This window comes from Pseudomonas sp. Tun-23181, from assembly GCF_057415455.1.
The window spans coordinates 3,753,493-3,777,590 of record NZ_CM171630.1 but is presented as its reverse complement, the minus strand read 5'-3'; the positions used below and the strand labels follow the sequence as shown (position 1 = coordinate 3,777,590).

The 24,098-nt window shown below is 61.9% G+C and carries 13 protein-coding genes, 2 tRNA genes and 4 rRNA genes; 9 read left to right on the top strand and 10 right to left on the bottom strand.

All coding sequences use genetic code 11. The features are described from left to right. Positions 1-41: 41 nt before the first annotated feature. Positions 42-1,988, bottom strand: a complete 1,947-nt coding sequence (gene lapD / locus ACDI39_RS17970) for a cyclic di-GMP receptor LapD (protein WP_225787702.1) — start codon at positions 1,986-1,988, stop codon at positions 42-44. 10 nt (positions 1,989-1,998) lie between these two features. Next, the gene (gene lapG, locus ACDI39_RS17965) at positions 1,999-2,760 is read right to left on the bottom strand and encodes a cysteine protease LapG (protein WP_253081308.1); all 762 of its coding nucleotides are present in this window, start codon (positions 2,758-2,760) and stop codon (positions 1,999-2,001) included. Between the two features lie 207 nt (positions 2,761-2,967). Here lapG and ACDI39_RS17960 point away from each other — a divergent pair, with 207 nt between their 5' ends. From ACDI39_RS17960 to ACDI39_RS17920, 9 genes are all read left to right on the top strand, one after another. Next, positions 2,968-3,660, top strand: coding sequence for a GntR family transcriptional regulator (locus ACDI39_RS17960; protein ID WP_225787704.1), 693 nt, complete (start codon positions 2,968-2,970; stop codon positions 3,658-3,660). 656 nt (positions 3,661-4,316) lie between these two features. Further along, complete coding sequence (locus tag ACDI39_RS17955) at positions 4,317-5,093, top strand: DUF3050 domain-containing protein (RefSeq protein WP_225787705.1); 777 nt, start codon at positions 4,317-4,319, stop codon at positions 5,091-5,093. After that, positions 5,090-6,019 carry a diiron oxygenase gene (locus ACDI39_RS17950; protein WP_253081307.1) on the top strand — a complete coding sequence of 310 codons (930 nt, stop codon included), beginning with the start codon at positions 5,090-5,092 and terminating at the stop codon, positions 6,017-6,019. The genes ACDI39_RS17955 and ACDI39_RS17950 overlap by 4 nt, the downstream gene beginning before the upstream one ends. 10 nt (positions 6,020-6,029) lie before the next feature. Continuing rightward, on the top strand, positions 6,030-9,452 hold the full coding sequence (locus ACDI39_RS17945; protein WP_486536966.1) for an amino acid adenylation domain-containing protein: 3,423 nt from the start codon (positions 6,030-6,032) through the stop codon (positions 9,450-9,452). Between the two features lie 31 nt (positions 9,453-9,483). After that, a complete protein-coding gene (locus tag ACDI39_RS17940) occupies positions 9,484-9,951 on the top strand; it encodes an SRPBCC family protein (RefSeq protein ID WP_253091486.1) in 468 nt (155 codons plus the stop codon). A gap of 253 nt (positions 9,952-10,204) precedes the next feature. Further along, on the top strand, positions 10,205-10,705 hold the full coding sequence (locus ACDI39_RS17935) for a sigma-70 family RNA polymerase sigma factor (RefSeq protein ID WP_225787709.1): 501 nt from the start codon (positions 10,205-10,207) through the stop codon (positions 10,703-10,705). Between the two features lie 4 nt (positions 10,706-10,709). After that, entirely contained in the window at positions 10,710-11,678 is a 969-nt protein-coding gene (locus tag ACDI39_RS17930) for a FecR domain-containing protein (protein WP_253091487.1), read from the top strand. A gap of 102 nt (positions 11,679-11,780) precedes the next feature. Continuing rightward, complete coding sequence (locus ACDI39_RS17925; RefSeq protein ID WP_253103460.1) at positions 11,781-14,267, top strand: TonB-dependent siderophore receptor; 2,487 nt, start codon at positions 11,781-11,783, stop codon at positions 14,265-14,267. 85 nt (positions 14,268-14,352) lie between these two features. Beyond that, positions 14,353-15,537, top strand: a complete 1,185-nt coding sequence (locus tag ACDI39_RS17920) for a PepSY-associated TM helix domain-containing protein (RefSeq protein ID WP_225787712.1) — start codon at positions 14,353-14,355, stop codon at positions 15,535-15,537. A gap of 55 nt (positions 15,538-15,592) precedes the next feature. Here ACDI39_RS17920 and rrf (ACDI39_RS17915) read toward each other — a convergent pair. The 8 genes from rrf (ACDI39_RS17915) to ACDI39_RS17880 form a co-directional block, all read right to left on the bottom strand. Next, positions 15,593-15,708: ribosomal RNA gene (gene rrf, locus ACDI39_RS17915) — 5S ribosomal RNA — on the bottom strand. 110 nt (positions 15,709-15,818) lie between these two features. Then, a 5S ribosomal RNA gene (gene rrf / locus ACDI39_RS17910) occupies positions 15,819-15,934 on the bottom strand. A 129-nt stretch (positions 15,935-16,063) separates the two neighbouring features. Continuing rightward, a 23S ribosomal RNA gene (locus tag ACDI39_RS17905) occupies positions 16,064-18,954 on the bottom strand. A 234-nt stretch (positions 18,955-19,188) separates the two neighbouring features. Next, positions 19,189-19,264: transfer RNA gene (locus tag ACDI39_RS17900), tRNA-Ala, on the bottom strand. 25 nt (positions 19,265-19,289) lie between these two features. Continuing rightward, positions 19,290-19,366: transfer RNA gene (locus tag ACDI39_RS17895), tRNA-Ile, on the bottom strand. An 82-nt stretch (positions 19,367-19,448) separates the two neighbouring features. Beyond that, positions 19,449-20,985: ribosomal RNA gene (locus tag ACDI39_RS17890) — 16S ribosomal RNA — on the bottom strand. Together the 16S, 23S and 5S rRNA genes with 2 tRNA genes alongside form the textbook arrangement of a ribosomal RNA operon. Before the next feature lie 560 nt (positions 20,986-21,545). Further along, positions 21,546-22,766, bottom strand: coding sequence for a CaiB/BaiF CoA transferase family protein (locus ACDI39_RS17885; RefSeq protein ID WP_225790030.1), 1,221 nt, complete (start codon positions 22,764-22,766; stop codon positions 21,546-21,548). A 15-nt stretch (positions 22,767-22,781) separates the two neighbouring features. Beyond that, positions 22,782-23,963 (bottom strand): acyl-CoA dehydrogenase, encoded by a 1,182-nt coding sequence (locus ACDI39_RS17880; protein WP_225790029.1) that lies wholly within the window; start codon positions 23,961-23,963, stop codon positions 22,782-22,784. Between the last annotated feature and the right edge of the window lie 135 nt (positions 23,964-24,098).

Sequence of the window (24,098 nt, the reverse complement as noted above, 5' to 3'; positions counted from 1 at the left end):
ACAACGCTGGCTGCGCTGCCAGGCAGAGGGCCTTCCCCCGGTCAGCGCCAAGGCGCAGGTTCGCCGACCCACTGCCCCTGGATACCTTGCACCCCCATCTCCCGCAGCACCTGCACCTCCCCTTCGCTTTCGACCCGCTCGGCGATCAGCGGCAGGTCGATGCTGTGCGCCGCCCGCTGGATCGCCTCGATGAACAGGCGCTTGTGCTGCTCCCGGTCGATGTTGCGGATGTAGCTGCCGTCGATCTTCAGGTAGGCAAGCCCCAGGTGGGCGAGGTTGCCGATCATGCTGAAGCGGCCACCGAAGCGCTGCAATGCAAGGCCGAAGCCCAGGCTGCGCAGGCGTCGGGTCAGGTGTTCGAGGAAGTCCTGCTCCGGCAATTGCTCTTCGCCAATCTCGAAGGTCAGCCGAGGCCCCAGCGCGGCGTTCTGGCCCAGCAGCTCATAGACCCGCCGCAGCGCCTTGTCGTCGGCCAGGGTCGCGGCCGACAGGTTCAACGCCAAGGCTTGGTCATGACCCTGGAGGTGCCCGAGCACCTTTTCCAGCACCAGCAGGTCCAGGCGTGGCATCCAGCCGAAGCGCTCCAGCCAGGGCAGGAAGCGGCCGGCGGCCAACGTCTCGTCGTGCTCGATGTGCAGCCGCGAGACGACCTTGTAGTGCAGCACCCGCCCAGGCGCCTGGCTGTCCACCACGGGTTGGAAGAACAGCTCGAACTGCCCTTTGGCCAAGGCCTGGTCGAGCCGCGTGTGCCAGGCATGATGACTGTCGGCGGCCTGGACCGCGATGCCCTGCTCGAGGCAGACCCAGCCTGGCTCCGGCTGGCTTTCGGCACGCGCCAGGGCCTCGTCGGCCAGCGTGAGCAGGGCATGCGGCGCATCGCCGGGGCTATAGGGCGCAAGGCCGATGCAGGCGACCGGGTCGACGTCGCTGGCGCCAGTCGTGTGCAGGCTCTGCAGGCTGGCCTCCAGGGCCTGGGCCAGTTGCACGGCTTCATCGTGGACCATGCCCGGCGCCAGCACGGCGAACTCGCCACCTCGGCTGCGGGTGATCAGGTCGTTGGTCTGTGGGTAGCTCGCGCAGGTGCTCAGCAGTTGTTCACCCACCGCCTGCAGCAACTGGTCGGTGCGCGGGCCGCCCAGGCGGGCATTGAGGCCGGTAAGGTCCTGGACACGCAGCAACAGCAGGTAACCGGCGCGCGCCTCCTCCGGGTGGCTGACCCGGGCATTGAGTTGCATCTCGAAATAGCGCCGGTTGGCGAGCCCCGTGAGGCTGTCCTGGTAGGACTCGGCGTGCAGCTTCTCGCTGCGCTCGGCCTGTTCGGTGAACAGCGCCTTGAGCTTCTCGACCATCTGGTTCATCGCCAGCACCACCCGGCGCAGCTCCGGCGTGCGCGGCAGCTGCTGCGCACTGAGGAACTCGCGGCGGGCGATGGCCTGGGCTTGGGCGACCATGTAGTCCAGCGGCCGCAATTGGCGACGCAGCAACAGGGCACCGAGGGCTGCGCTGAGCGCACCGCACAGCAGCAGCCAGCCGAGGCTGCCCAGCGCACCCTGCCAGAGCTTGGCCAGGGCGAACATCGGGTGGCTGATCACCTCGACCCGCGCCGCCTGCTGCCAGCCACGGCTGACGATGGCATCGCCAGCGGCCGCCTCCAGCCCGATCAAGCGGACGAACCAGGCCGGCACGCCATCACGGTCAGGCTCGGCATGGCGCTCCACCAGCACGGCGTTGGAGCCCAGGTCGATGACCCTGATGCTCGCGTAGTAGCCACTGTCGAAAATGGAACTGACCATCAGCTCGACCATCGCCGGGTCATCGATATTCGGCGTCAGCGACAAGGCCAGCGCGGTCGCCGCGTCCTGGGCATGGGAGCGCAACTGGTTGACGTATTGACTGCGCGAGCTTTCCAGGCTGACCACGAAGCTGCCGCTGAAGGCGACCACCAGGAACAGGCAAATGGCAAGCAGCAATTGTTTGAACAATGACATCTGTGCTCCTTCAGTAGACCGGTTCGGCCGGGAACCCTTCGGCCTGCATTTTCTTCAGCACATCCTGCCAGCGGGACAGGCGCTTGGTGTCGCCGACCTTCCGGTTGCCGGAGGCACCGGTCAGCCACAGGCCCTCGCCGTTGAAGGCATACACCGGCAACAGGTCGGTACGCTCGCTGGCCAGCCGGATGGCGTCGATCAGGCTGTCGAGGACCAGCGGCTGGGCCTGTGGGCTTGAATAATAGGTCAGGACCATGTGCGCCCGGTTCTGCTGCAGCGCCTTGACGTAGGTGATGCGCAGCTTGTCGCGGGGGATGCCCATGCGCCGCAGGCTGAAATACTTGGCGATGGCGTAGTCCTCGCAATCGCCGGCCCCCTTGAGCAACGCCTGGATGGGCGTGGCCCAGTAGTCCACTTCGCGCCACAGGTCGATGTCTTCGACGTAGCGCAGCTGCTGATTGAAGAAGCGGTTGACCGCCTGCAGGCGCGCCATCTCGCTGCCCTGCCCGTGGGTGGACAACAGCGCCTGCCAGGCATCGATGCGTGCCTGGCCAGGGCCAAGGGGGCCATAGAGCCCCTGCGCACGCCGGCTGATCTGGGAAAAGTCCCATTCCGCACGCAGGCCGCCCAGCAGCAGGCCACCCAGCAACAGGGCCAGGCCGAGACGCCGTGCGGCCAGTGTGAGCATCCGGGGTATCGCCACTGCGAAGACCTGCTCAGACCAATCGAAAGCAGCGATGGTGCTGCCTGGGGGACGAAAAGACAATGGCACCGTACAATCACTGCTCGACGAACGAGGTGGGATGAATTTCCCAACCATCGAAGGGAATGTACGGCTTCCTTTGACCAACGACTTCCTTCACGATAGCTGCACGTTCCTGGCACGTGGCGTGCTTGTCATCGTGACAGTTTGACACCCCTCTCGCGAATAACTAGTTTAATTGGATCCAATCTTGGACATCATCGAGGCAGACCCCGCGTGGCCGAGAAAACCAGACTCCTGAGTACTGTGCTGGGCAGCGAACAGGTACCACCGCATCTGGCGCGTAGCGTGATCGAGGAACGCTTGCGCAGCGCCATTCTCGACGGCCGTCTGCCGCCAGGCACCGCCCTGCGCCAGCAGGAGATCGCCACGCTGTTCGGCGTCAGCCGCATGCCGGTGCGTGAGGCGCTGCGTCAACTGGAGGCGCAATCGCTGCTGCAGGTGGTCATGCACAAGGGAGCGGTGGTCGCGCCGCTGATCGGCGAGGATGCGGTCGACACCTATGCGCTGCGCGTGCTCCTGGAGTCCGAGGCCCTGCGTCAGTCGATCCCGCTGCTCGATGCCAGCGACATCGCCCTCGCCCGCGGCTATATCCATCAGCTGGAACATGAGACCCGTCATGCCGAGATCGGGCGTCTCAATCGCCTGTTCCACATGGCGCTCTACAGCAAGGCGAAGAACCAGAAGCTGCTGCGCATGATCGAGGTGGAACTCAACGAGGAGGAACGCTTCCTGCGCTTCCACCTGTCCTCGATGGGGCTGGGTAAGCTGACCCAGGACGACCATATCGCCCTGGCGGATGCGGCCAGCGACAAACTGGTGGACGAAGCCATCAGGGTCCTGGAGCGCCACCTGAACAATGCGGCGCGCACCATCAGGAACTACCTCGACAAGCAGCCGGCCAACTGACGAACGCCCCCGGTGTGGGGCTTGGCACGTTGTCCTCCTGGGCCGCTTCGCAGCCCCGAATGGTGGCTGCGACCAGCATTGGCGCTTGCCCACTCCTACGACTCCCCCGCCTTTCTGCCATTGACCATGGCACCCCCAGCCGTTTCGGCACACTCTAGGGCCGGCAACGGTCGCTGATCGCCATCTGGCAGGCCGGATCGTTCGCCTTTCTCCCACCTGCAGAAGGAGTCTGCCACCGGGGCACGCGCCGAAAAGCATCAGCCGCCCCCTCGATAGTCGAATACCCCATATCCCAGTTCACCAGTGCTCCCGAGTGAGGCATTCACTCTTTTAAGTTTTTCCGATCTTATTTATCGGAGGGAGTACACTCGTGCCCAATAAAACTTTCCAGAAGTTTTATCGACACGCTCTTTTCGCCAATAAAGTTGGAAAAATAAAAATATCAAAAAAACGATTGCGCACAACTTTAAGTTTGCTCTAACTTTTCAAACGCCAGCAGCCATGCACCCTGAAACCAAGGCGCTCATGCCCTGCAGGCCTTCTGCATATCGCTCAGCATCGAAACTTCAATCGAGGCATTCGCTCGCCCGAATAAACGTCGACGCTCGACACGCAGGAACAATCTACCCGATGCCACCTCGTTATGGACATTTGCCATGAGCACATTGAAGAGCACACTTTCCGACAAGAAAGCCGAACTTTCCAGGCACCCGCTATTTTCCGAAATCGACTCGCTGGATACCTTGCGCCGTTTCATGGAAACCCATGTATTCGCCGTATGGGACTTCATGTCGCTGACCAAGCGCCTGCAACGGGAGCTGACCTGCGTCAGCCTGCCCTGGCTGCCGCCGGCCGACCCGGCCGCTGCCAGGCTGATCAACGAGATCGTCCTGGGCGAGGAGTCCGATGACCGCCTGGGCCAAGGCCACTACAGCCATTTCGAGCTGTACCTGGACGCCATGCGCGAAGTCGGCGCCAGCACCCAGGCCATCGAACGCTTCATCGAGCTGCAGCAACAAGGCGTCGACCCTGCCACGGCCTTGCAGCGCGCAGGTGCCAGCGAAGCGGCCCGGCGTTTCGTCAGCGACACCCTGCAGGTCGCCTTGCAGGCGCCTGCCCATCGCGTCGCCGCCGCCTTCCTGCATGGCCGGGAAAGCGTGATCCCGACGATGTTCCAGCAGATCCTCGACGCCTGGGGCATCGGCAGCGACCAGGCGCCAACCTTCCGCTACTACCTGCAACGGCACATCGAGGTCGACGCCGAGGACCACGGCCCGGCGGCCGAGCACTTGCTGGCACGACTGGTCGCGCACGATCCGCAGCGTCAGCAAGAGGTCTACGAGGCGGCCATCGCCGCCGTGGACAGCCGCATGGCCCTGTGGGACCGGCTGCGTGCCGCCCTGCAGGCGGAAATCGCCGAGGTCGCGCCATGAAAGCCCACGAATACCGCTCCTTCGCCGAGGCCTGGGAAGAACGCGCGACCATCCGTACCCGACCACGCCGGCGGGTGGAAGACGATAAACGGCTCATCTATCCGCTGAGCCGCCAGCCCCTGGTGCTCGGCGCCACCTTCCAACGCGAATGCCCGCAGTTGCGCGACTTCGTGCTGGTGCAGAGCCTCTACAAGTTCATCAACGACGTGGTGATCTTCGAAACCGAGATCGTCGACCGCACGGCCCGGCGCATCGCCAAGGACCGCTTCGCCGTGCCGTTCCCCTTCGCCTGCCGCTACGACGCCATGACCGTGGTGGTGGACGAGGACTACCACGCCCTGGTGGCCATGGACTTCTTGCAGCAGACCATCGCCCTGACTGGCATCGAACCGATCGACCTGCCTCGGGAGATCGAGCTGAGCCGCGCCATCCCCGCGGCGCTGGCGCAGGTGCCAGTGGTGTTGCGCGATGCCATGGAATTGATCTGCGTGGGCATCGCCGAGAACACCCTGACCGACGATGTCGCCGCCTTCGCCCGCGACGACACGGTCAAGCCTTCGGTCAAGGGGCTGATGGCCGACCATCTGCTCGACGAAGGGCGTCACTCCAGCTTCTGGGCACGCCTGGCGCGTATCTACTGGCAGGCCGCGCCGCAGGCCGATCGCGAGGCCATCGCGCAGGTCTTGCCGGTGTTTCTCGGCCAGTACCTGACCAGCGACATCCAGCAGGCCTTCGACTTCAGCCTGATCGATGCGTTGCCGGTGAGCCAGGCGGTACGCCAGGCCCTGCGCGAAGAGGCCCGGGCGCTGGCCTACCCGATCAACCACCAGCACCCCTTGCTAGGCAACATCCTGCGCTTTTTGCGCAGCAGCTCGATGCTCGAGTCGGCCTGCGTGCAAACCGCGCTGCGCGACTACCTGCCCTGAGGAGACCGCCATGAGACGCCTCGACATACTCCTGGTGGGCACCAGCCCCGCATTGCGCCAGCTTGCCAAGATGCTCGACGAACACGGCCACGGCGCGACCCTGGTCGAAATCCCGGACGCCCTGTCCCTGGCCAGGTCACTGCTGGTGGTAGAAGACGGCACCCTGGCGCTGGACAGCGCCATCTGGCAGCCCTTGGGCGGCACACCGCTGCTCAGGCTGCGCCTGGGCGCCCGTTGCGCCGAACCACTGCCGCGACTGGAACTGCTGTGCTGGTGCGCCAGTGCCAGCACCCAGCGCCTGATCGAGTGGGTGCCGCTGCAGCCGCCAGCCTCCGGCAATGGCCAGCAGCTGCGTGAAGACGCCCTGCAAGCGCTGCGCGAGCTACTGGCCCTGCAGGTCACCCGCTTCGCCCGCAATCCCCAGTACCTGCAACAGGCGCCCACGGTCGGCCCCGGCCTGCAAGAACGCGAACATGACCTGGGGTGGCTGGAATCGCTGGCCTACCGGCACCCGTTCAACCACACGCAGCGCGCCGACCTGCTGGAGCAGGCCGGGGCAGGCCTGGTGGAAGGCCTGGAACAGCGCCTGCGCCAGTTCGCCAACCACCCTGCCCTCAACCGTGACGGCCAGTATCACAGCTATCACCAGTTGCATGCCCGCGTCGTCGGTATCCAGCGCGCCTTGCTGCCCCTGTTGCCGGAGGCCGATGGACAGCCTGCAGTGGTCGCGGTGTGCATGGCCAAGTCGCCCGAACTCTATGCCAGCCTGCTGGCGGTACTCGGCTGCGCGGCCATCTACCTGCCACTGGACCCGGCCACCCCGCCCGAACGGCGCCAGCGCATCCTCGAGGATGCCGGCGCCTGCGTCCTGCTGCATGACGGCCAGGACCAGCCGGGGCTGCCCGGCCTGGATGTACGCACGCTGGGCGAGTCGCACGGACATCCCTTGCCCTCATTGCAGTTGCGCAAGGCCTCGGCGGATGCGCCATGCGTGGCCATCTACACCTCCGGCACCACCGGCCAGCCCAAGGGCGTGCTGCTCAGCCAGCGCAACCTTGCTCACTTCATGACCTGGTACGCCGAGCACGTATCGCTGGACGCCCACAGTCACGTGCTGCAGTTCTCGACCATCGGCTTCGACGCTTCGTTGCTCGACATCCTGCCGACCTTCGCCTGCGGAGCGCAGTTGGTGATCCCCAGCGACGACCAGCGCCGCGACCCGCAACAGCTGGTGCGGCTGATCCATGCCCAGGAGGTCAGCCATGCCTTCCTGCCACCGGCCCTGCTGAGCATCCTGCCCCGTGACGAGCAGCTGGGCCTGCGCCACCTGGTCACCGGCGGCGATGTCTGCGAACCCGAGGTCATCGCCCGCCTGGCCGCGCAGTGCCGGATGCACAACATCTACGGCCCGACCGAAACCACGGTACTGGCGACCACCCGGCTGTTCGCTGCTGGCGACAGCAATCGCAACCTCGGCACAGCGATCGCCAACACCCAGGTGCTGATCCTCGACCAGGACCTGCGCCCAGTGCCCGAGCAGACCCCGGGCGAGCTGTACATCAGTGGCCCGGGTGTGGGCCTGGGCTACCTGAACAACCCGGCCCTGACCGCGCAGCGCTTCGTCGAGCTGGCCCTGCCCGACGGCCAGTGCCTGCGCGCCTATCGCACCGGGGACATCGCCAAGTGGGGCGTGGACGGCATCGAACTGTGCGGCCGGCGTGACAACCAGGTGAAGATCCGTGGCTTCCGGGTCGAGCCGGAGGAGATCGAGCACTGCCTGCGCGAAAGTCACCTGTTCGCCCAAGTCGCTGTAGTGATCGACGCCCAGCGCCGGATACTGGCCTTCGCCGCGCAACCGGCCCGGGAAGACGCCGAGACGGCCCTGCGCGCCCATGCCGAGCAGCACTTGCCCGACTACATGTGCCCAACGTTCTACCAGGTGCTGGAGCGGATGCCCTACACGGCCAATGGCAAGGTCGACCGACACGCCCTGCAAGCATTGCCGCGCACCCTGCCCGGTAGCCATCGGGTCGTGCCGCGCACGCCCACCGAACAACGCCTGCGCAGCCTGTGGAGTGGCCTGCTGGACCTGCCGGAGGCGGACATTTCCATCGACGACAGCTTCTTCAACCTCGGCGGCCACTCGATCCTGCTCTCGCGCCTGCTGCTGGAGATACGCGAGCAGTTCGACCAGGGTGTGGCGATCAACCACTTCATCGAACAGCCGACCCTGCAGCGCCTGGGCGCCTTGCTCGACGGTACCGAGCGCGACCAGGCAACGCCCCTGGTGCGCCTGGAGCAGGACGCCAATCGCGAGCTGGGCCTGGAGGTGCTACCCGTGGAGTGCCTGGGTGATGTGCACAAGGTCATCGTCACCGGCGCCAACAGTTTCCTCGGCGTGCACCTGGTCGAGGCGCTGCTCGACTGGGGAGCCAGCGAGGTGGCCTGCCTGGTGCGCAGCCGCGATGGCCAGGGCGCCGCCGAACGTTTCGCCCAGGCCGTGGCGGACAATCGCCTGACCCTGGACCGGGGCCGCATACGGGTGTTCGAGGCCGACCTGCGCCAACCGCGCCTGGGTTTGTGCCAGCAGGACTACGACTACCTGGACCGCGAATACGGCGCCCTGCTGCACAACGCCGCACAGGTCAACCACGTGCTGGACTACCAGGCACTGGCCGCCGACAACATCGAGCCGCTGTTCGAGTGCCTGCGCCTGTGCGAAGGCAAGCGCAAGAAGGTCTTCAACTTCGTCTCGACCCTCTCGGCCTGCAGCGCGGTGTCCAGTGACGGCCGCGTGCTGGAGCAAGGCCCGGCAGCGACGCCGCCAGTCTACATCCGCAATGGCTACAACCTGGGCAAATGGGTCGGCGAGCGGATCCTCCAACGGGCGCGTGAGCAGGGCGTATGGGTCAACCTGTTCCGCCCGGGCAACATCACCTTCGACAGCCGTAGCGGCGTCTGCCAACCCCAACACAATCGCCTGATGCTGATGCTCAAAGGCTCGCTGCAACTGGGCCAGGTGCCGGATCTGGACATCGAGTTCGACCTCATGCCGGTCGACTTCCTGGCCCGCTTCATCGCCTTCCACGCCAGCGGCCACCAGCCTCGGCAGTGGGTATTCAACCTGCACAACCCCGAGCCGCTGCGCTGGCGCGACTACCTGGCGGCATTCCGCGCGCAGGGCCATGTGTTCGAGCTGGTGGGTATCCGACAGTGGCAGCGCCAACTCGGCCATGTCGATCGCGACAACGCGCTGTTCGAGGTCCTGGGCTTCTACCTGGATGGCTTCGAGGAAGACATCGGCGATATCAGCGCCATCGAGCACCACAACGCCCGCGCGGGGGTACGGCGCATGGGCGCCAGCTACCCGGCCAAGACGCCGCAGCTGCTGCGTCGTGGCTGCCGCTACCTGAGCGACATCGGCTTCATCTGACCCCCTTCATTCACGACAGGAGCAACACGACATGCACGTTCTCGAACCCGATACCCTGATCCGTAACCCGCAAGGCTGCCAGGTGGTTTCCAGCGTGGAAATCGCCGCCCCGGCCGCCAGCGTGTGGAACATCGTCGGCAACTTCGCCGGTTTCCCGGTGTTCATCCCAGCGCTGTCGCACATCGACATGACCGGCAGTGGCGTGCGCTCGGTACGCAAGAAGCTGTTCAAGGATGGCAACGTGGTCATCGAACAGTTGAATTCACGCGACGAGCAAGCCATGACCATGACCTGGAGCCTGATCTACACCAGCTTGAACATCGGCAACCTGTGGGCGGCGATGCAGGTCGAGGCGCTCGATGGCCAGCACAGCCGGGCCACCTGGACCATCCAGGCCGAACCCTGGGAGGGCGGCGCCGAGGCGCTGCCTGGGTTCCAGGCATTCCTGCAGGGTTTTGCCGATGAGGCGATGGGGAATGTGCGCACGCTGCTGAGCTGAATGCGGCTCGGCTGGCTACAGGCCACATGAGGCAGATGGGGTGCGTCTGTACCGGCCTTATCACGGGCAAGCCGGCTCCCAGGTTCACCACTGCCCTCGGGTCTGGTGGAGTACCTGTGGCGGCCGGCTTGCCGGCGATGGGCTGCAAGGTCTCCCCAGGCTCGATATCGATCAGTGACAGTTGCAAAATAATGCCAGCCCGCAAACAATGAGACTAATTATCATTCATACCCTTTGACGCCAGCGCCTCTCCATGCCCTCCAGAGACTCCGTGCACACGCTCTACAGCCATCATCACGGCTGGCTATACAACTGGCTGCGCAGCACACTGGGCAACGCCGCCGACGCGGCGGACCTGGCCCAGGACACCTTCGTGCGCCTGCTACAACGCGAGCAGCTGGAACTCAGCGCCCCACGCGCCTTCCTGCGCACGGTCGCCCGGGGCCTGGTGATCGATCACTGGCGGCGCGAAGAGCTGCAACGCGCCTATCTCGAGGCCCTGGCCCACCTGCCGGAAGCCCAGGTACCGTCAGCGCAAACCCGCGAACTGATGCTGGAGTTGCTCGAGCGCATCGCGCACATGCTCGACGGTCTCAAGCCCAAGGTCCGCCGCGCCTTCCTGCTGGCCCAGTGCGAAGGGCTGGGCCACAAGGCGATCGCCGAACAGATGGGCATCTCCCTGCGCTCCGTGGAACGCTACGTGGCAGAGGCGCTGTACCACTGCTATCTGCTGCGCTACGAAGACGGCTGCTGAGACAATGGGCCCAGCACATCCCCCGCCACAGGTCGTCAAGCAGGCCATCCACTGGCTGCTGAGGCTGCGCGAAAGCGGTCACGACCCGGCGCTGGCGCAGCAATGCGAACAATGGCGCAGCACCCACCATGAACATGAACTGGCCTGGCAACGGGTGCTCAGCCTGCACCAGGACCTTGACCTGCGCGCCCTCCCCGCCGCCGGTGTGGCCCTGCGGACCCTGGAGACCAGCCAGCGTCGCTTGCACCGGCGCCAGGCCCTGAAGCTGCTGGGCGGGGTCGCTCTAGTGGGCTCCGCAGCCTGGCTGGGCAAGGACCTCGATGCATTGCACGCCTGGACCTCGGACTACGCCACCGGCACGGGCGAGCGCCGCAGCTTCCAACTGCCGGATGGTTCGCTGCTGCAGCTCAATACCCGCAGCGCCGCGGACCTGGCCTTCGACCAGCGGCAGCGGCTCATTCGTCTCAGGCAGGGCGAGCTGATGCTCACCTGCAATGCCTTGCAAGGCCAGGGACGTCCCCTGCTGGTGGAAACCCGCGATGCCTTGCTGGAGGGTTTCGACGGACGCTTCGTGGTACGCCAGGACGCCGATTGCACGCGGGTCAGCGTCAGCCAGGGGAAAGTGGCCATCCACCGCCCTGGCCATGGCCAGTTGCAGTGGATCACCAGCGGCCAGGCTTGGCGTCTGGATACCCAGGGCGCGCAGCAGGTCGAGCAGCAAGCCATGGATGCCAGCGCCTGGGCCGAAGGGCTGATCGTCACCCGTGACATGCGCCTGGCCGATTTCCTCGCCGAAGTGGGCCGGTATCGCCACGGCTATCTCGGCTGCAGCGAGGCAGTCGCCGACCTGCGCCTGTCTGGTGTGTTCCGCCTGGAAGACACCGACGGGCTGCTGGAGTTGCTGCCACAGACACTGCCGGTCAGGCTCCACCAACGCACCCGCTGGTGGGTCCGGGTGGAGCGGATGGGGTGAGTCTGCTCTTTTTTGCAGATTTTTCTGGCGGGTTTTTCTCGAGCGTCCGGCTAGGACAGTAAGCGACTCCTACCAGCCCTTTCGACCCGACGGATATTCTCCATGCCTGACGCTCTGCCCTCGCTGCCCCTCGCGAGTACGAATGATTTTCGACCTGTCCTCAATTCAGCTCGCCTTGGCAAGGCGGTGCGCGCCGCGCTGTTCGGCACGGCCCTCGGCCTCGGCAGCGCGCCGCTGCTGGTTCAGGCCGCGGAGCCGACCGAGGTCAGCCAGCAGTATGCGATCCCTGCCGGCAACCTCGACGATGTGCTCAACCAGTTCGCCCGCCAGGCTGGCATCACCCTGTTCAGCACCCCGCAACTGACTGGCGCACTAGAGTCGCCCGGCCTGCAGGGGCATTACTCCACCGACCAGGCCTTGCGCCAGTTGCTCAATGGCACAGGGCTCGAGGCTGTCAGCCAGGATGGCCGCAGCTATGTGCTGCATCCCTTGCCGGAAGACGCGGCGCTATCGTTGCCGAGCACCGATATCCGCAGCTTCACCCTGGGTAACGCGCTAGGCAGCATGGAGGGCTACAACGCCACCCACAGCCAGGTCGCCACCAAGACCAGCATGCCGCTGCTGGAGACATCCCAGTCGGTCTCGGTGGTGACCCGCCAACAGATGGACGACCAGGGCGCGCAGACCGTGGCACAGGCCATGCGCTACACGCCGGGCGTCCTGACCAACCCCTACGGCGCCACCCACCGCTACGACTACGTGGCCATGCGCGGCTTCAACGATGGTTCGGTGGACAACATCTACGTCGATGGCCTGAAGTCCATGGGCGACAACGGCACCTACAGCACCATGCAGGTCGACCCGTACTTCCTCGAGCGCATCGACATCCTCAAGGGCCCCTCCTCCGTGCTCTACGGCCGCAGCTCGCCCGGCGGCCTGGTGGCACTGACCACCAAGAAACCGCTGTTCGACCCATATCGCCAGGTCCAGGCCACGGTCGGTACCCAGGGCCAGCGCGGCATGGGCTTCGACTTCAGCGGCCCGCTGGACGACGACAAGCGCATCGCCTACCGCCTGACGGGTCTGGCGGATGCCTCCGACACCCAGTTCGACCACAACAAGGAAGAGCGCTACGCCATCGCGCCGGCCGTCAGCATCGACTTCAGCGAGGACACCTCGCTGACCTTGCAGGCCTACCTGCAGCACGACCCCAATGGCGGCTATCACGGCGGCAACCCGGCGGACGGCATGTTGCACCCGCGTAACGGCCTGCGCCTGTCCGATCACTTCTTCGAAGGCGAGCCGGACATCGACAACTACGAGCGTACCCAACAGTCGTTCAGCTACCAGTTCGAGCATCGCTTCAACGATGTCTTCACGGCCCGCCAGAACTTCCGCTACCAGGACTCGGACGTGTCGATGGACCAGGTCTACTCGGCCGGCTGGGCAGACAGTACCAGCACGATCCTCAACCGCGCCTATACCGGCGGTGACGAGCGCCTGCATTCGTTCATCGTCGACAACATGCTCCAGGCGGAATTCTTCACAGGCTCGGCCAAGCACACCCTGCTGCTCGGTGCCGACTATCAGCGGCGCAAGGCGGATGTGGCCTGGCGCTATGGCACTGTCGATCCGCTGGATGCCGGCAACCCGCAGTACGGCAACGGCAACTTGCAGGTCCTCGGCGAAAACCGCTACCTGCGCCGCCTGCAGCAGACCGGCGTGTACCTGCAGGACCTCGTCGAACTGGACCAGTGGCGCTTCTCCCTCGGCCTGCGCCAGGACTGGGTGAAGGTGTCCGAGGAAAACCGCGACACCGACAGCAGGGTCAGCGATGATCGCTCCAAGTTCACCACCCGCGCCGGGGTGCTCTACCTGTTCGAAAACGGCATCGCGCCGTATGTGAGCTACTCCGAGTCGTTCAACCCCAACACCGTATCCGACCAGGACGGCCGCCCCTTGGCGCCGACCGAGGGCACCCAGTGGGAGGCGGGCATCAAGTACCAGCCGCCGGGCAGCGACAACCTGTTCACGGCGTCGGTGTTCCGCATCGAGCAAGAGAACCTGGCGTCCAAGCAACCGGACGAAGAGTTCTACCGCGCCGTCGGCGAGGTGCGCTCCCAGGGCCTGGAGCTGGAGGCCCACGTACAGGTGACCGACAACCTCAGGGTACTGGGCGGCTACACCTTCACCGATGTCGAGTACGCCAAGTCGATGCCCAGCCTGGTGTCGGGCAACCTCGACAACAAGGGCAACTCGCCGACCCAGGCGCCGAAGCAGATGTTCTCCTTGTGGGCCGATTATGATTTTCGCCAGGGCCCGCTCGACGGCCTGCGGCTGGGCGGCGGCGTGCGCTATGTCGGCTACAGCTGGGTGGATGCGGAGAACAGCATGAAGGTGCCCTCCTACACCCTGTTCGATGCCTCGGTCGGCTACGACCTGGGCAAGGTCGGGCTCAAGGGCGTGGATGTGCGCCTGAACGCCAACAACCTGACCAACGAGAGCTACATCGCCTCCTGTGCCAGCCTGAACTACTGCTATATGGGCGAGGAGCGCAATGTCAGCGCCACGGTCAGCTACCAGTTCTGACCACTCCCTCCATGTGCTCGAGGCCAGCGCCTGAAACCAGGTGCTGGCTTTTTCGTTTCTGGCGTTTTTCCTGGAGTCCCGACCGATGCGTCAATGCTATGTCTTGTTGCACCGCTACCTGGGCCTGGTGACGGCTGTGTTCCTGGCCCTGGCTGGCCTCACCGGCAGCCTGCTGGCTTTCCACCACGAGCTGGACGAATGGCTCAACCCCAGCTTCTATGAAGCGCCGGCGCTCGGCACGCCGCAGCAACCCGGCGCGCTTGTGGACAAGTTGCAAGCCGAGCATCCGCGCCTGCAGGTCTGGTACATGGAATATCCACAGGAAGCCGGACATTCCGCATTGCTGGCCATGGTGCCGCGCAACGACCCGCGCACTGACCAGCCCTATGCCGAAAAGAACACGGTGTTCTATCTCGACCCCGTGAGCGGCGAGACCCTCGGCCAGCGCTACTGGGGCGAGTGCTGCTTCTCTCGCGAGAACTTCATGCCGTTCATCCTGGAGCTGCACTACAGCCTGACCCTGCCAGGCAACTGGGGCATCCTGCTGATGGGAGTGGTGGCCATCCTCTGGGTGCTGGACTGCTTCATCGCCGTGCTGCTCACCCTGCCCCGCGGGCGGCCGTTCTGGCGCAAATGGGCGACCGCCTGGAAGATCAAGAGCGGGCACGCCTATCGCCTGAACCTGGATATCCACAGGGCCGGCGGATTGTGGCTGTGGCTGCTGCTGTTACCCATCGCCATCAGCAGCGTGGCGATGAACCTGCCGGCACAGGTGTTCAAGCCCGCCGTATCCTTGTTCTCACCCGTCGCGCCAAGCGTCTACGAGGCCCGTGGAGCAATGCCCAAGGACGAACTGGGGGTGACCCTGCTGACCTATCAACAGGCCTACCAGAGGGCCCAGGAGGAAGGGGCAAGGCTTGGGTTGTCCGCACCGATCGGCGAGCTCTACTACAGCTTCGAGTACAACTTCTATGGCGCCGGTTTCGGCCAGCATGACACCGATGCCCACGGCAAGTCCTGGCTGTTCTTCCACGGCACCGATGGGCGTTTGCTGGGCCAGGAGATAGCGGGCCAGGGGACCTTGGGCGAACAGTTCTATCGCTTGCAGCTACCCATCCATGGTGGACGGATCATCGGAACGACCGGCCAGGTGCTGATCGCCATCCTGGGCGTGGCGATAGCGGTGCTCTCGTTTACCGGGGTCTATATCTGGTGGCGCAAGTTGCAGGCACGCCGGATCGGGAAAGCGCGCAAGGCGACGATGGCGTAGGGCCGGAAAAGACAAAGCCCCTGTCCGCATCGCGGACAAGGGCTTTGGATTTGAATCTTGACGATGACCTACTCTCACATGGGGAAACCCCACACTACCATCGGCGATGCGTCGTTTCACTGCTGAGTTCGGGATGGGATCAGGTGGTGCCAACGCTCTATGGTCGTCAAGAAATTCTGTGTGCCGGACCGTCGTGGAGGACGTGCCAGCGAATCTCTGGTCTCTCTACTAAAAGACAAAACCCCTACCTGCTCGCGCAGATAGGGGTTTTGCGAAATGAATCTTGACGATGACCTACTCTCACATGGGGAAACCCCACACTACCATCGGCGATGCATCGTTTCACTGCTGAGTTCGGGATGGGATCAGGTGGTGCCAATGCTCTATGGTCGTCAAGAAATTCTGTTGCCAGAACATCCAGATGGACACTCCAGCCAATTCGGATACGTGATCTTTGTGGTTGCGAACTTTCGGCCTTGCGTCTTCACCACCGCAATCCGCTGCACGCAAATTGCTTGGGTGTTATATGGTCAAGCCTCACGGGCAATTAGTATCGGTTAGCTCAACGCCTCACAGCGCTTACACACCCGACCTATCAACGTCGTAGTCTTCGACGGCCCTTCAGGGGGTTCAAGACCCCAGTGAGATCTCATCTTGAGGCGAGTTTCCCGCTTAGATGCTTTCAGCGGTTATCTCTTCCGAACATAGCTACCCGGCAGTGCCACTGGCGTGACAACCGGAACACCAGAGGTTCGTCCACTCCGGTCCTCTCGTACTAGGAGCAGCCCCTCTCAAATCTCAAACGTCCACGGCAGATAGGGACCGAACTGTCTCACGACGTTCTAAACCCAGCTCGCGTACCACTTTAAATGGCGAACAGCCATACCCTTGGGACCGGCTTCAGCCCCAGGATGTGATGAGCCGACATCGAGGTGCCAAACACCGCCGTCGATATGAACTCTTGGGCGGTATCAGCCTGTTATCCCCGGAGTACCTTTTATCCGTTGAGCGATGGCCCTTCCATACAGAACCACCGGATCACTAAGACCTACTTTCGTACCTGCTCGACGTGTGGGTCTCGCAGTCAAGCGCGCTTTTGCCTTTATACTCTGCGACCGATTTCCGACCGGTCTGAGCGCACCTTCGTACTCCTCCGTTACTCTTTGGGAGGAGACCGCCCCAGTCAAACTACCCACCATACACTGTCCTCGATCCGGATCACGGACCTGAGTTAGAACCTCAAGGTTGCCAGGGTGGTATTTCAAGGATGGCTCCATGGGAACTGGCGTCCCCACTTCAAAGCCTCCCACCTATCCTACACAAGCAAGCTCAAAGTCCAGTGCAAAGCTATAGTAAAGGTTCACGGGGTCTTTCCGTCTAGCCGCGGATACACTGCATCTTCACAGCGATTTCAATTTCACTGAGTCTCGGGTGGAGACAGCGCCGCCATCGTTACGCCATTCGTGCAGGTCGGAACTTACCCGACAAGGAATTTCGCTACCTTAGGACCGTTATAGTTACGGCCGCCGTTTACCGGGGCTTCGATCAAGAGCTTCGCTTGCGCTAACCCCATCAATTAACCTTCCGGCACCGGGCAGGCGTCACACCCTATACGTCCACTTTCGTGTTTGCAGAGTGCTGTGTTTTTAATAAACAGTCGCAGCGGCCTGGTATCTTCGACCGACATGGGCTTACGGAGCAAGTCCTTCACCCTCGCCGGCGCACCTTCTCCCGAAGTTACGGTGCCATTTTGCCTAGTTCCTTCACCCGAGTTCTCTCAAGCGCCTTGGTATTCTCTACCCGACCACCTGTGTCGGTTTGGGGTACGGTTCCCGGTTATCTGAAGCTTAGGAGCTTTTCTTGGAAGCATGGCATCAACCACTTCGCGCTCTAAAGAGCACTCGTCATCAGCTCTCGGCCTTGAGATCCCGGATTTGCCTAAGATCTCGGCCTACCACCTTAAACTTGGACAACCAACGCCAAGCTGGCCTAGCCTTCTCCGTCCCTCCATCGCAATAACCGGAAGTACAGGAATATTAACCTGTTTTCCATCGACTACGCTTTTCAGCCTCGCCTTAGGGACCGACTAACCCTGCGTCGATTAACGTTGCGCAGGAAACCTTGGTCTTTCGGCGTGGATGTTTTTCACACCCATTGTCGTTACTCATGTCAGCATTCGCACTTCTGATACCTCCAGCAAGCTTCTCAACTCACCTTCACAGGCTTACAGAACGCTCCTCTACCGCGTCACCTAAGTGACACCCGTAGCTTCGGTGCATGGTTTGAGCCCCGTTACATCTTCCGCGCAGGCCGACTCGACTAGTGAGCTATTACGCTTTCTTTAAAGGATGGCTGCTTCTAAGCCAACCTCCTAGCTGTCTAAGCCTTCCCACATCGTTTCCCACTTAACCATGACTTTGGGACCTTAGCTGACGGTCTGGGTTGTTTCCCTTTTCACGACGGACGTTAGCACCCGCCGTGTGTCTCCCATGCTCGGCACTTGCTGGTATTCGGAGTTTGCATCGGTTTGGTAAGTCGGGATGACCCCCTAGCCGAAACAGTGCTCTACCCCCAGCAGTGATACATGAGGCGCTACCTAAATAGCTTTCGAGGAGAACCAGCTATCTCCGAGCTTGATTAGCCTTTCACTCCGATCCACAGGTCATCCGCTAACTTTTCAACGGTAGTCGGTTCGGTCCTCCAGTCAGTGTTACCTAACCTTCAACCTGCCCATGGATAGATCGCCCGGTTTCGGGTCTATACCCAGCGACTAAACGCCCTATTAAGACTCGCTTTCGCTACGCCTCCCCTATTCGGTTAAGCTCGCCACTGAATATAAGTCGCTGACCCATTATACAAAAGGTACGCAGTCACCTAACAAAGTAGGCTCCCACTGCTTGTACGCATACGGTTTCAGGTTCTATTTCACTCCCCTCTCCGGGGTTCTTTTCGCCTTTCCCTCACGGTACTGGTTCACTATCGGTCAGTCAGTAGTATTTAGCCTTGGAGGATGGTCCCCCCATGTTCAGACAAAGTTTCTCGTGCTCCGTCCTACTCGATTTCACTGACAAGAGATTTTCGTGTACGGGGCTATCACCCACTATGGCCGCACTTTCCAGAGCGTTCCACTAATCTCAAGCCAGCTTAAGGGCTGGTCCCCGTTCGCTCGCCACTACTAAGGGAATCTCGGTTGATTTCTATTCCTCAGGGTACTTAGATGTTTCAGTTCCCCTGGTTCGCCTCTTGCACCTATGGATTCAGTACAAGATACCTAGGTTATCCTAGGTGGGTTCCCCCATTCAGAGATCTCCGGATCACAGTCTGTTTGCCGACTCCCCGAAGCTTATCGCAGGCTACCACGTCTTTCATCGCCTCTGACTGCCAAGGCATCCACCGTATGCGCTTCTTCACTTGACCATATAACCCCAAGCAATCTGGTTATACTGTGAAGACGACATTCGCCGAAAATTCGCATGTCGCTCTTTCGAGCGGAACTCACAAATTTTACCTTAGCCTGATGCCACACCAGTGAAAGTGCGTCATCAGTCTTTCTATCACATATCCGAATTTTTAAAGAACGATCTGACAAAAGTCAGAAATCAACATTCATTCACGAATGCTCATTTCTAAGTTCTGCAGGTAACGGCAACATGGTGGAGCCAAGCGGGATCGAACCGCTGACCTCCTGCGTGCAAAGCAGGCGCTCTCCCAGCTGAGCTATGGCCCCGTATACAGGCTGCACCACAACAAATTGGTAGGTCTGGGCAGATTTGAACTGCCGACCTCACCCTTATCAGGGGTGCGCTCTAACCAACTGAGCTACAGACCTATCACAGGGTCGCGTCACATCGTCTTCTTCAAGGAATCAAGCAATTCGTGTGGGTGCTCATCAGCAGGCTGATGTCTTCGATTAAGGAGGTGATCCAGCCGCAGGTTCCCCTACGGCTACCTTGTTACGACTTCACCCCAGTCATGAATCACACCGTGGTAACCGTCCTCCCGAAGGTTAGACTAGCTACTTCTGGTGCAACCCACTCCCATGGTGTGACGGGCGGTGTGTACAAGGCCCGGGAACGTATTCACCGCGACATTCTGATTCGCGATTACTAGCGATTCCGACTTCACGCAGTCGAGTTGCAGACTGCGATCCGGACTACGATCGGTTTTGTGAGATTAGCTCCACCTCGCGGCTTGGCAACCCTCTGTACCGACCATTGTAGCACGTGTGTAGCCCAGGCCGTAAGGGCCATGATGACTTGACGTCATCCCCACCTTCCTCCGGTTTGTCACCGGCAGTCTCCTTAGAGTGCCCACCATGACGTGCTGGTAACTAAGGACAAGGGTTGCGCTCGTTACGGGACTTAACCCAACATCTCACGACACGAGCTGACGACAGCCATGCAGCACCTGTGTCAGAGTTCCCGAAGGCACCTCTCCATCTCTGGAAAGTTCTCTGCATGTCAAGGCCTGGTAAGGTTCTTCGCGTTGCTTCGAATTAAACCACATGCTCCACCGCTTGTGCGGGCCCCCGTCAATTCATTTGAGTTTTAACCTTGCGGCCGTACTCCCCAGGCGGTCAACTTAATGCGTTAGCTGCGCCACTAAAATCTCAAGGATTCCAACGGCTAGTTGACATCGTTTACGGCGTGGACTACCAGGGTATCTAATCCTGTTTGCTCCCCACGCTTTCGCACCTCAGTGTCAGTATCAGTCCAGGTGGTCGCCTTCGCCACTGGTGTTCCTTCCTATATCTACGCATTTCACCGCTACACAGGAAATTCCACCACCCTCTACCGTACTCTAGCTCGCCAGTTTTGGATGCAGTTCCCAGGTTGAGCCCGGGGCTTTCACATCCAACTTAACGAACCACCTACGCGCGCTTTACGCCCAGTAATTCCGATTAACGCTCGCACCCTCTGTATTACCGCGGCTGCTGGCACAGAGTTAGCCGGTGCTTATTCTGTTGGTAACGTCAAAACAGCAAGGTATTCGCTTACTGCCCTTCCTCCCAACTTAAAGTGCTTTACAATCCGAAGACCTTCTTCACACACGCGGCATGGCTGGATCAGGCTTTCGCCCATTGTCCAATATTCCCCACTGCTGCCTCCCGTAGGAGTCTGGACCGTGTCTCAGTTCCAGTGTGACTGATCATCCTCTCAGACCAGTTACGGATCGTCGCCTTGGTGAGCCATTACCCCACCAACTAGCTAATCCGACCTAGGCTCATCTGATAGCGTGAGGTCCGAAGATCCCCCACTTTCTCCCGTAGGACGTATGCGGTATTAGCGCCCCTTTCGGAACGTTGTCCCCCACTACCAGGCAGATTCCTAGGCATTACTCACCCGTCCGCCGCTGAATCCATGAGCAAGCTCACTTCATCCGCTCGACTTGCATGTGTTAGGCCTGCCGCCAGCGTTCAATCTGAGCCATGATCAAACTCTTCAGTTCAATACTGCTTGGGTTTTTAAGTAACCCTAAACTTGGCTCAGCAATCTCAAATGACTATGTGATTTCTCATATGGCCACTTGTGATGCTGATAATCTTGGCGACTATCAGTCCGTACTCACAAGCACCCACACGAATTGCTTGATTCGATTGTTAAAGAGCGTTTGGCCAAGAGCGTTTCGTCTCAACCGAGGCCGCGCATTCTACGCTTTTCTCAAAGTCTGTCAAGCGTTTATTTTGAAGTTTTTCGTTTCACTTCAACCACTTGACTCGCTGCGATCGCTCGTAGCGGGAGGCGAATCATACAGCGTTACCGCCTGCTGTCAACTGCCTTTTGCACCGCTGCCGATCTAGGGACCGAAGCCCTTCCGACACGACCTGAAGCGTTCAACTCGTTGAATATCAAGGAGTTTTTCGTTTCGACTACGTCGGAAGTGGGGCGCATTATAAGGGGATTCGAAACCCCGTCAACCGTTATTTTCATAAATCTTTAAATAAAGAGCACAGCACAGACAAAACGGGGAGGCCTACTGGCCTCCCCGTTCTCTATATAGCCACCCACTCAGAGCACCCCAGCCTCTCGCAAGCGCTGCACCGCCCCGGCCTCCAACCCCAACACATCGCCCAACACCGCCTCGGTATGCTCGCCCAGCAGCGGTGGCGCCTGGCGATACTCCACCGGCGTCTCCGACAGCCGAATCGGGCTGGCCACCTGCGGCACGCTGCCGGCCAGCGGATGAGGGATATCCACCGCCAGACCACGGGCCAGCACCTGCGGATCCTGGAACATCTGCGCCAGGTCGTTGATCGGACCACAGGGCACGCCAGCCTTCTCCAGTTCACTGACCCACTCGGCCGTGGTCTTGAATACCGTAGCCTGGCGGATCAGCGGAATCAGCTCGGCACGATGGGCAACCCGCTGCTTGTTGGTGGCGAAGCGTGGATCGTCCGCCCACTGCGGCTGCCCGGCCACCTCGGCGAACTTGCGGAACTGGCCATCGTTACCCACGGTGAGGATGAAGTTGCCATCCGCCGTCGGGAAGTCCTGGTAGGGCACGATATTCGGGTGGGCATTGCCCAGGCGCCGGGGTGGCGTGCCAGTGGTGAGGTAGTTCATCGCCTGGTTGGCCAGGCAGGCCACCTGCACATCCAGCAGCGCCATGTCGACGTGCTGGCCGACGCCGGTCTGGTCGCGATAGGCGAGGGCAGCCAGGATCGCCACCGTCGAATATAGCCCCGTCAGAATATCGGTCAGCGCCACGCCTACCTTCATGGGCCCTGCACCTTCCTCACCCTCCGGGCGCCCGGTCAGGCTCATCAGCCCGCCCAGGCCCTGGATCATGAAGTCGTAGCCGGCGCGCTTGGCATAAGGCCCGGTCTGGCCGAACCCCGTGATCGAGCAATAGATCAGCTTCGGGTTGACCGCCTTCAGGCTCTGGTAGTCCAGCCCATAGGCGGCCAGCCCACCGACCTTGAAGTTCTCGATGACGATATCCGACTTCGCCGCCAGCTCGCGCACCAGGCGCTGGCCTTCCGGCTGGGTGAAGTCGATGGTCACCGAGCGCTTGTTGCGGTTGGCCGACAGGTAGTAGGCCGCCTCGCTGGTGTTCTCGCCCTGGGCATCCTTGAGGAAGGGCGGCCCCCAGGAACGGGTGTCGTCACCCGTGCCCGGGCGCTCGACCTTGATCACGTCGGCCCCGAGGTCGGCGAGGATCTGGCCGGCCCAAGGCCCGGCCAGCACGCGCGAAAGGTCCAGCACCCGCAGATGGGATAGCGCACCCATGGCCTGGCTCCTCTATCAATAGAACGCCTGGATACCGGTCTGGGCACGGCCAAGGATCAGCGCGTGGATGTCGTGGGTCCCTTCGTAGGTGTTGACCACCTCGAGGTTGACCAGGTGACGGGCCACGCCGAACTCGTCGGAAATGCCATTGCCGCCCAGCATGTCGCGGGCCAGGCGGGCGATCTCCAGCGCCTTGCCACAGGAATTGCGCTTCATGATCGAGGTGATCTCCACCGCGGCGGTGCCTTCGTCCTTCATCCGGCCCAGGCGCAGGCAGCCCTGCAGGCCCAGGGTGATCTCGGTCTGCATGTCGGCCAGCTTCTTCTGGATCAGCTGGTTGGCCGCCAGTGGGCGACCGAACTGCTTGCGGTCCAGGGTGTACTGGCGGGCGGTGTGCCAGCAGGCTTCCGCCGCGCCCAGCGCGCCCCAGGAGATGCCATAACGGGCCGAGTTGAGACAGGTGAAGGGGCCTTTCAGGCCGCGCACCTCGGGGAAGATGTTCTCTTCCGGCACGAACACGCTGTCCATGACGATCTCGCCGGTGATCGAAGCACGCAGGCCGACCTTGCCATGGATCGCCGGAGCGCTCAGGCCTTCCCAGCCTTTCTCGAGGATGAAACCGCGGATGTCGCCGGCATCGTCCTTGGCCCAGACCACGAAGACATCGGCGATCGGGCTGTTGGTGATCCACATCTTGCTGCCGCTCAGGCGGTAGCCGCCGTCGACCTTGCGCGCGCGGGTGATCATCGAACCCGGGTCGGAACCATGGTTGGGCTCGGTCAGGCCGAAGCAGCCGATCCACTCGCCGGTGGCCAGCTTGGGCAGGTACTTCTGTTTCTGCGCCTCGCTGCCGAATTCGTTGATCGGCACCATCACCAACGACGACTGCACGCTCATCATCGACCGGTAGCCGGAGTCGATACGCTCCACCTCACGGGCGATCAGGCCGTAGCACACGTAGTTCAGGCCGCTGCCGCCATATTCCGCCGGAATGGTCGCGCCAAGCAGGCCGACTTCGCCCATCTCGCGGAAGATCGCCGGATCGGTCTGCTCGTGGCGGAAGGCTTCCATCACGCGCGGCGCCAGCTTGTCCTGGGCGAACTGATAAGCGCTGTCACGCACCATGCGCTCTTCTTCAGTGAGCTGCTGGTCGAGCAGCAGCGGGTCGATCCAGTTGAAGCTTGCTTTACCGGCCATGAGCGAATTCCTCGAAATATGGGAACAGGTTTCTCGTGCCTTGATCCTAGGCCTGATCGGCTGTCGGGACAAACGAGGATTGCGCACCGATTAGTGATATTTTCTCACTTCGAAAATCTGCAAATCGCCTTATTC

What these genes read in the sequence shown, in the direction of transcription:
- ACDI39_RS17935 (WP_225787709.1), top strand. Translation starts at nt 10,205, where the DNA reads ATGCCCTCCAGAGACTCCGTGCACACGCTCTACAGCCATCATCACGGC.
- ACDI39_RS17885 (WP_225790030.1), bottom strand. Translation starts at nt 22,766, where the DNA reads ATGGGTGCGCTATCCCATCTGCGGGTGCTGGACCTTTCGCGCGTGCTG.
- ACDI39_RS17950 (WP_253081307.1), top strand. Translation starts at nt 5,090, where the DNA reads ATGAAAGCCCACGAATACCGCTCCTTCGCCGAGGCCTGGGAAGAACGC.
- ACDI39_RS17920 (WP_225787712.1), top strand. Translation starts at nt 14,353, where the DNA reads ATGCGTCAATGCTATGTCTTGTTGCACCGCTACCTGGGCCTGGTGACG.
- ACDI39_RS17930 (WP_253091487.1), top strand. Translation starts at nt 10,710, where the DNA reads ATGGGCCCAGCACATCCCCCGCCACAGGTCGTCAAGCAGGCCATCCAC.
- ACDI39_RS17940 (WP_253091486.1), top strand. Translation starts at nt 9,484, where the DNA reads ATGCACGTTCTCGAACCCGATACCCTGATCCGTAACCCGCAAGGCTGC.
- ACDI39_RS17925 (WP_253103460.1), top strand. Translation starts at nt 11,781, where the DNA reads ATGCCTGACGCTCTGCCCTCGCTGCCCCTCGCGAGTACGAATGATTTT.
- ACDI39_RS17880 (WP_225790029.1), bottom strand. Translation starts at nt 23,963, where the DNA reads ATGGCCGGTAAAGCAAGCTTCAACTGGATCGACCCGCTGCTGCTCGAC.
- lapD (WP_225787702.1), bottom strand. Translation starts at nt 1,988, where the DNA reads ATGTCATTGTTCAAACAATTGCTGCTTGCCATTTGCCTGTTCCTGGTG.
- ACDI39_RS17945 (WP_486536966.1), top strand. Translation starts at nt 6,030, where the DNA reads ATGAGACGCCTCGACATACTCCTGGTGGGCACCAGCCCCGCATTGCGC.
- ACDI39_RS17955 (WP_225787705.1), top strand. Translation starts at nt 4,317, where the DNA reads ATGAGCACATTGAAGAGCACACTTTCCGACAAGAAAGCCGAACTTTCC.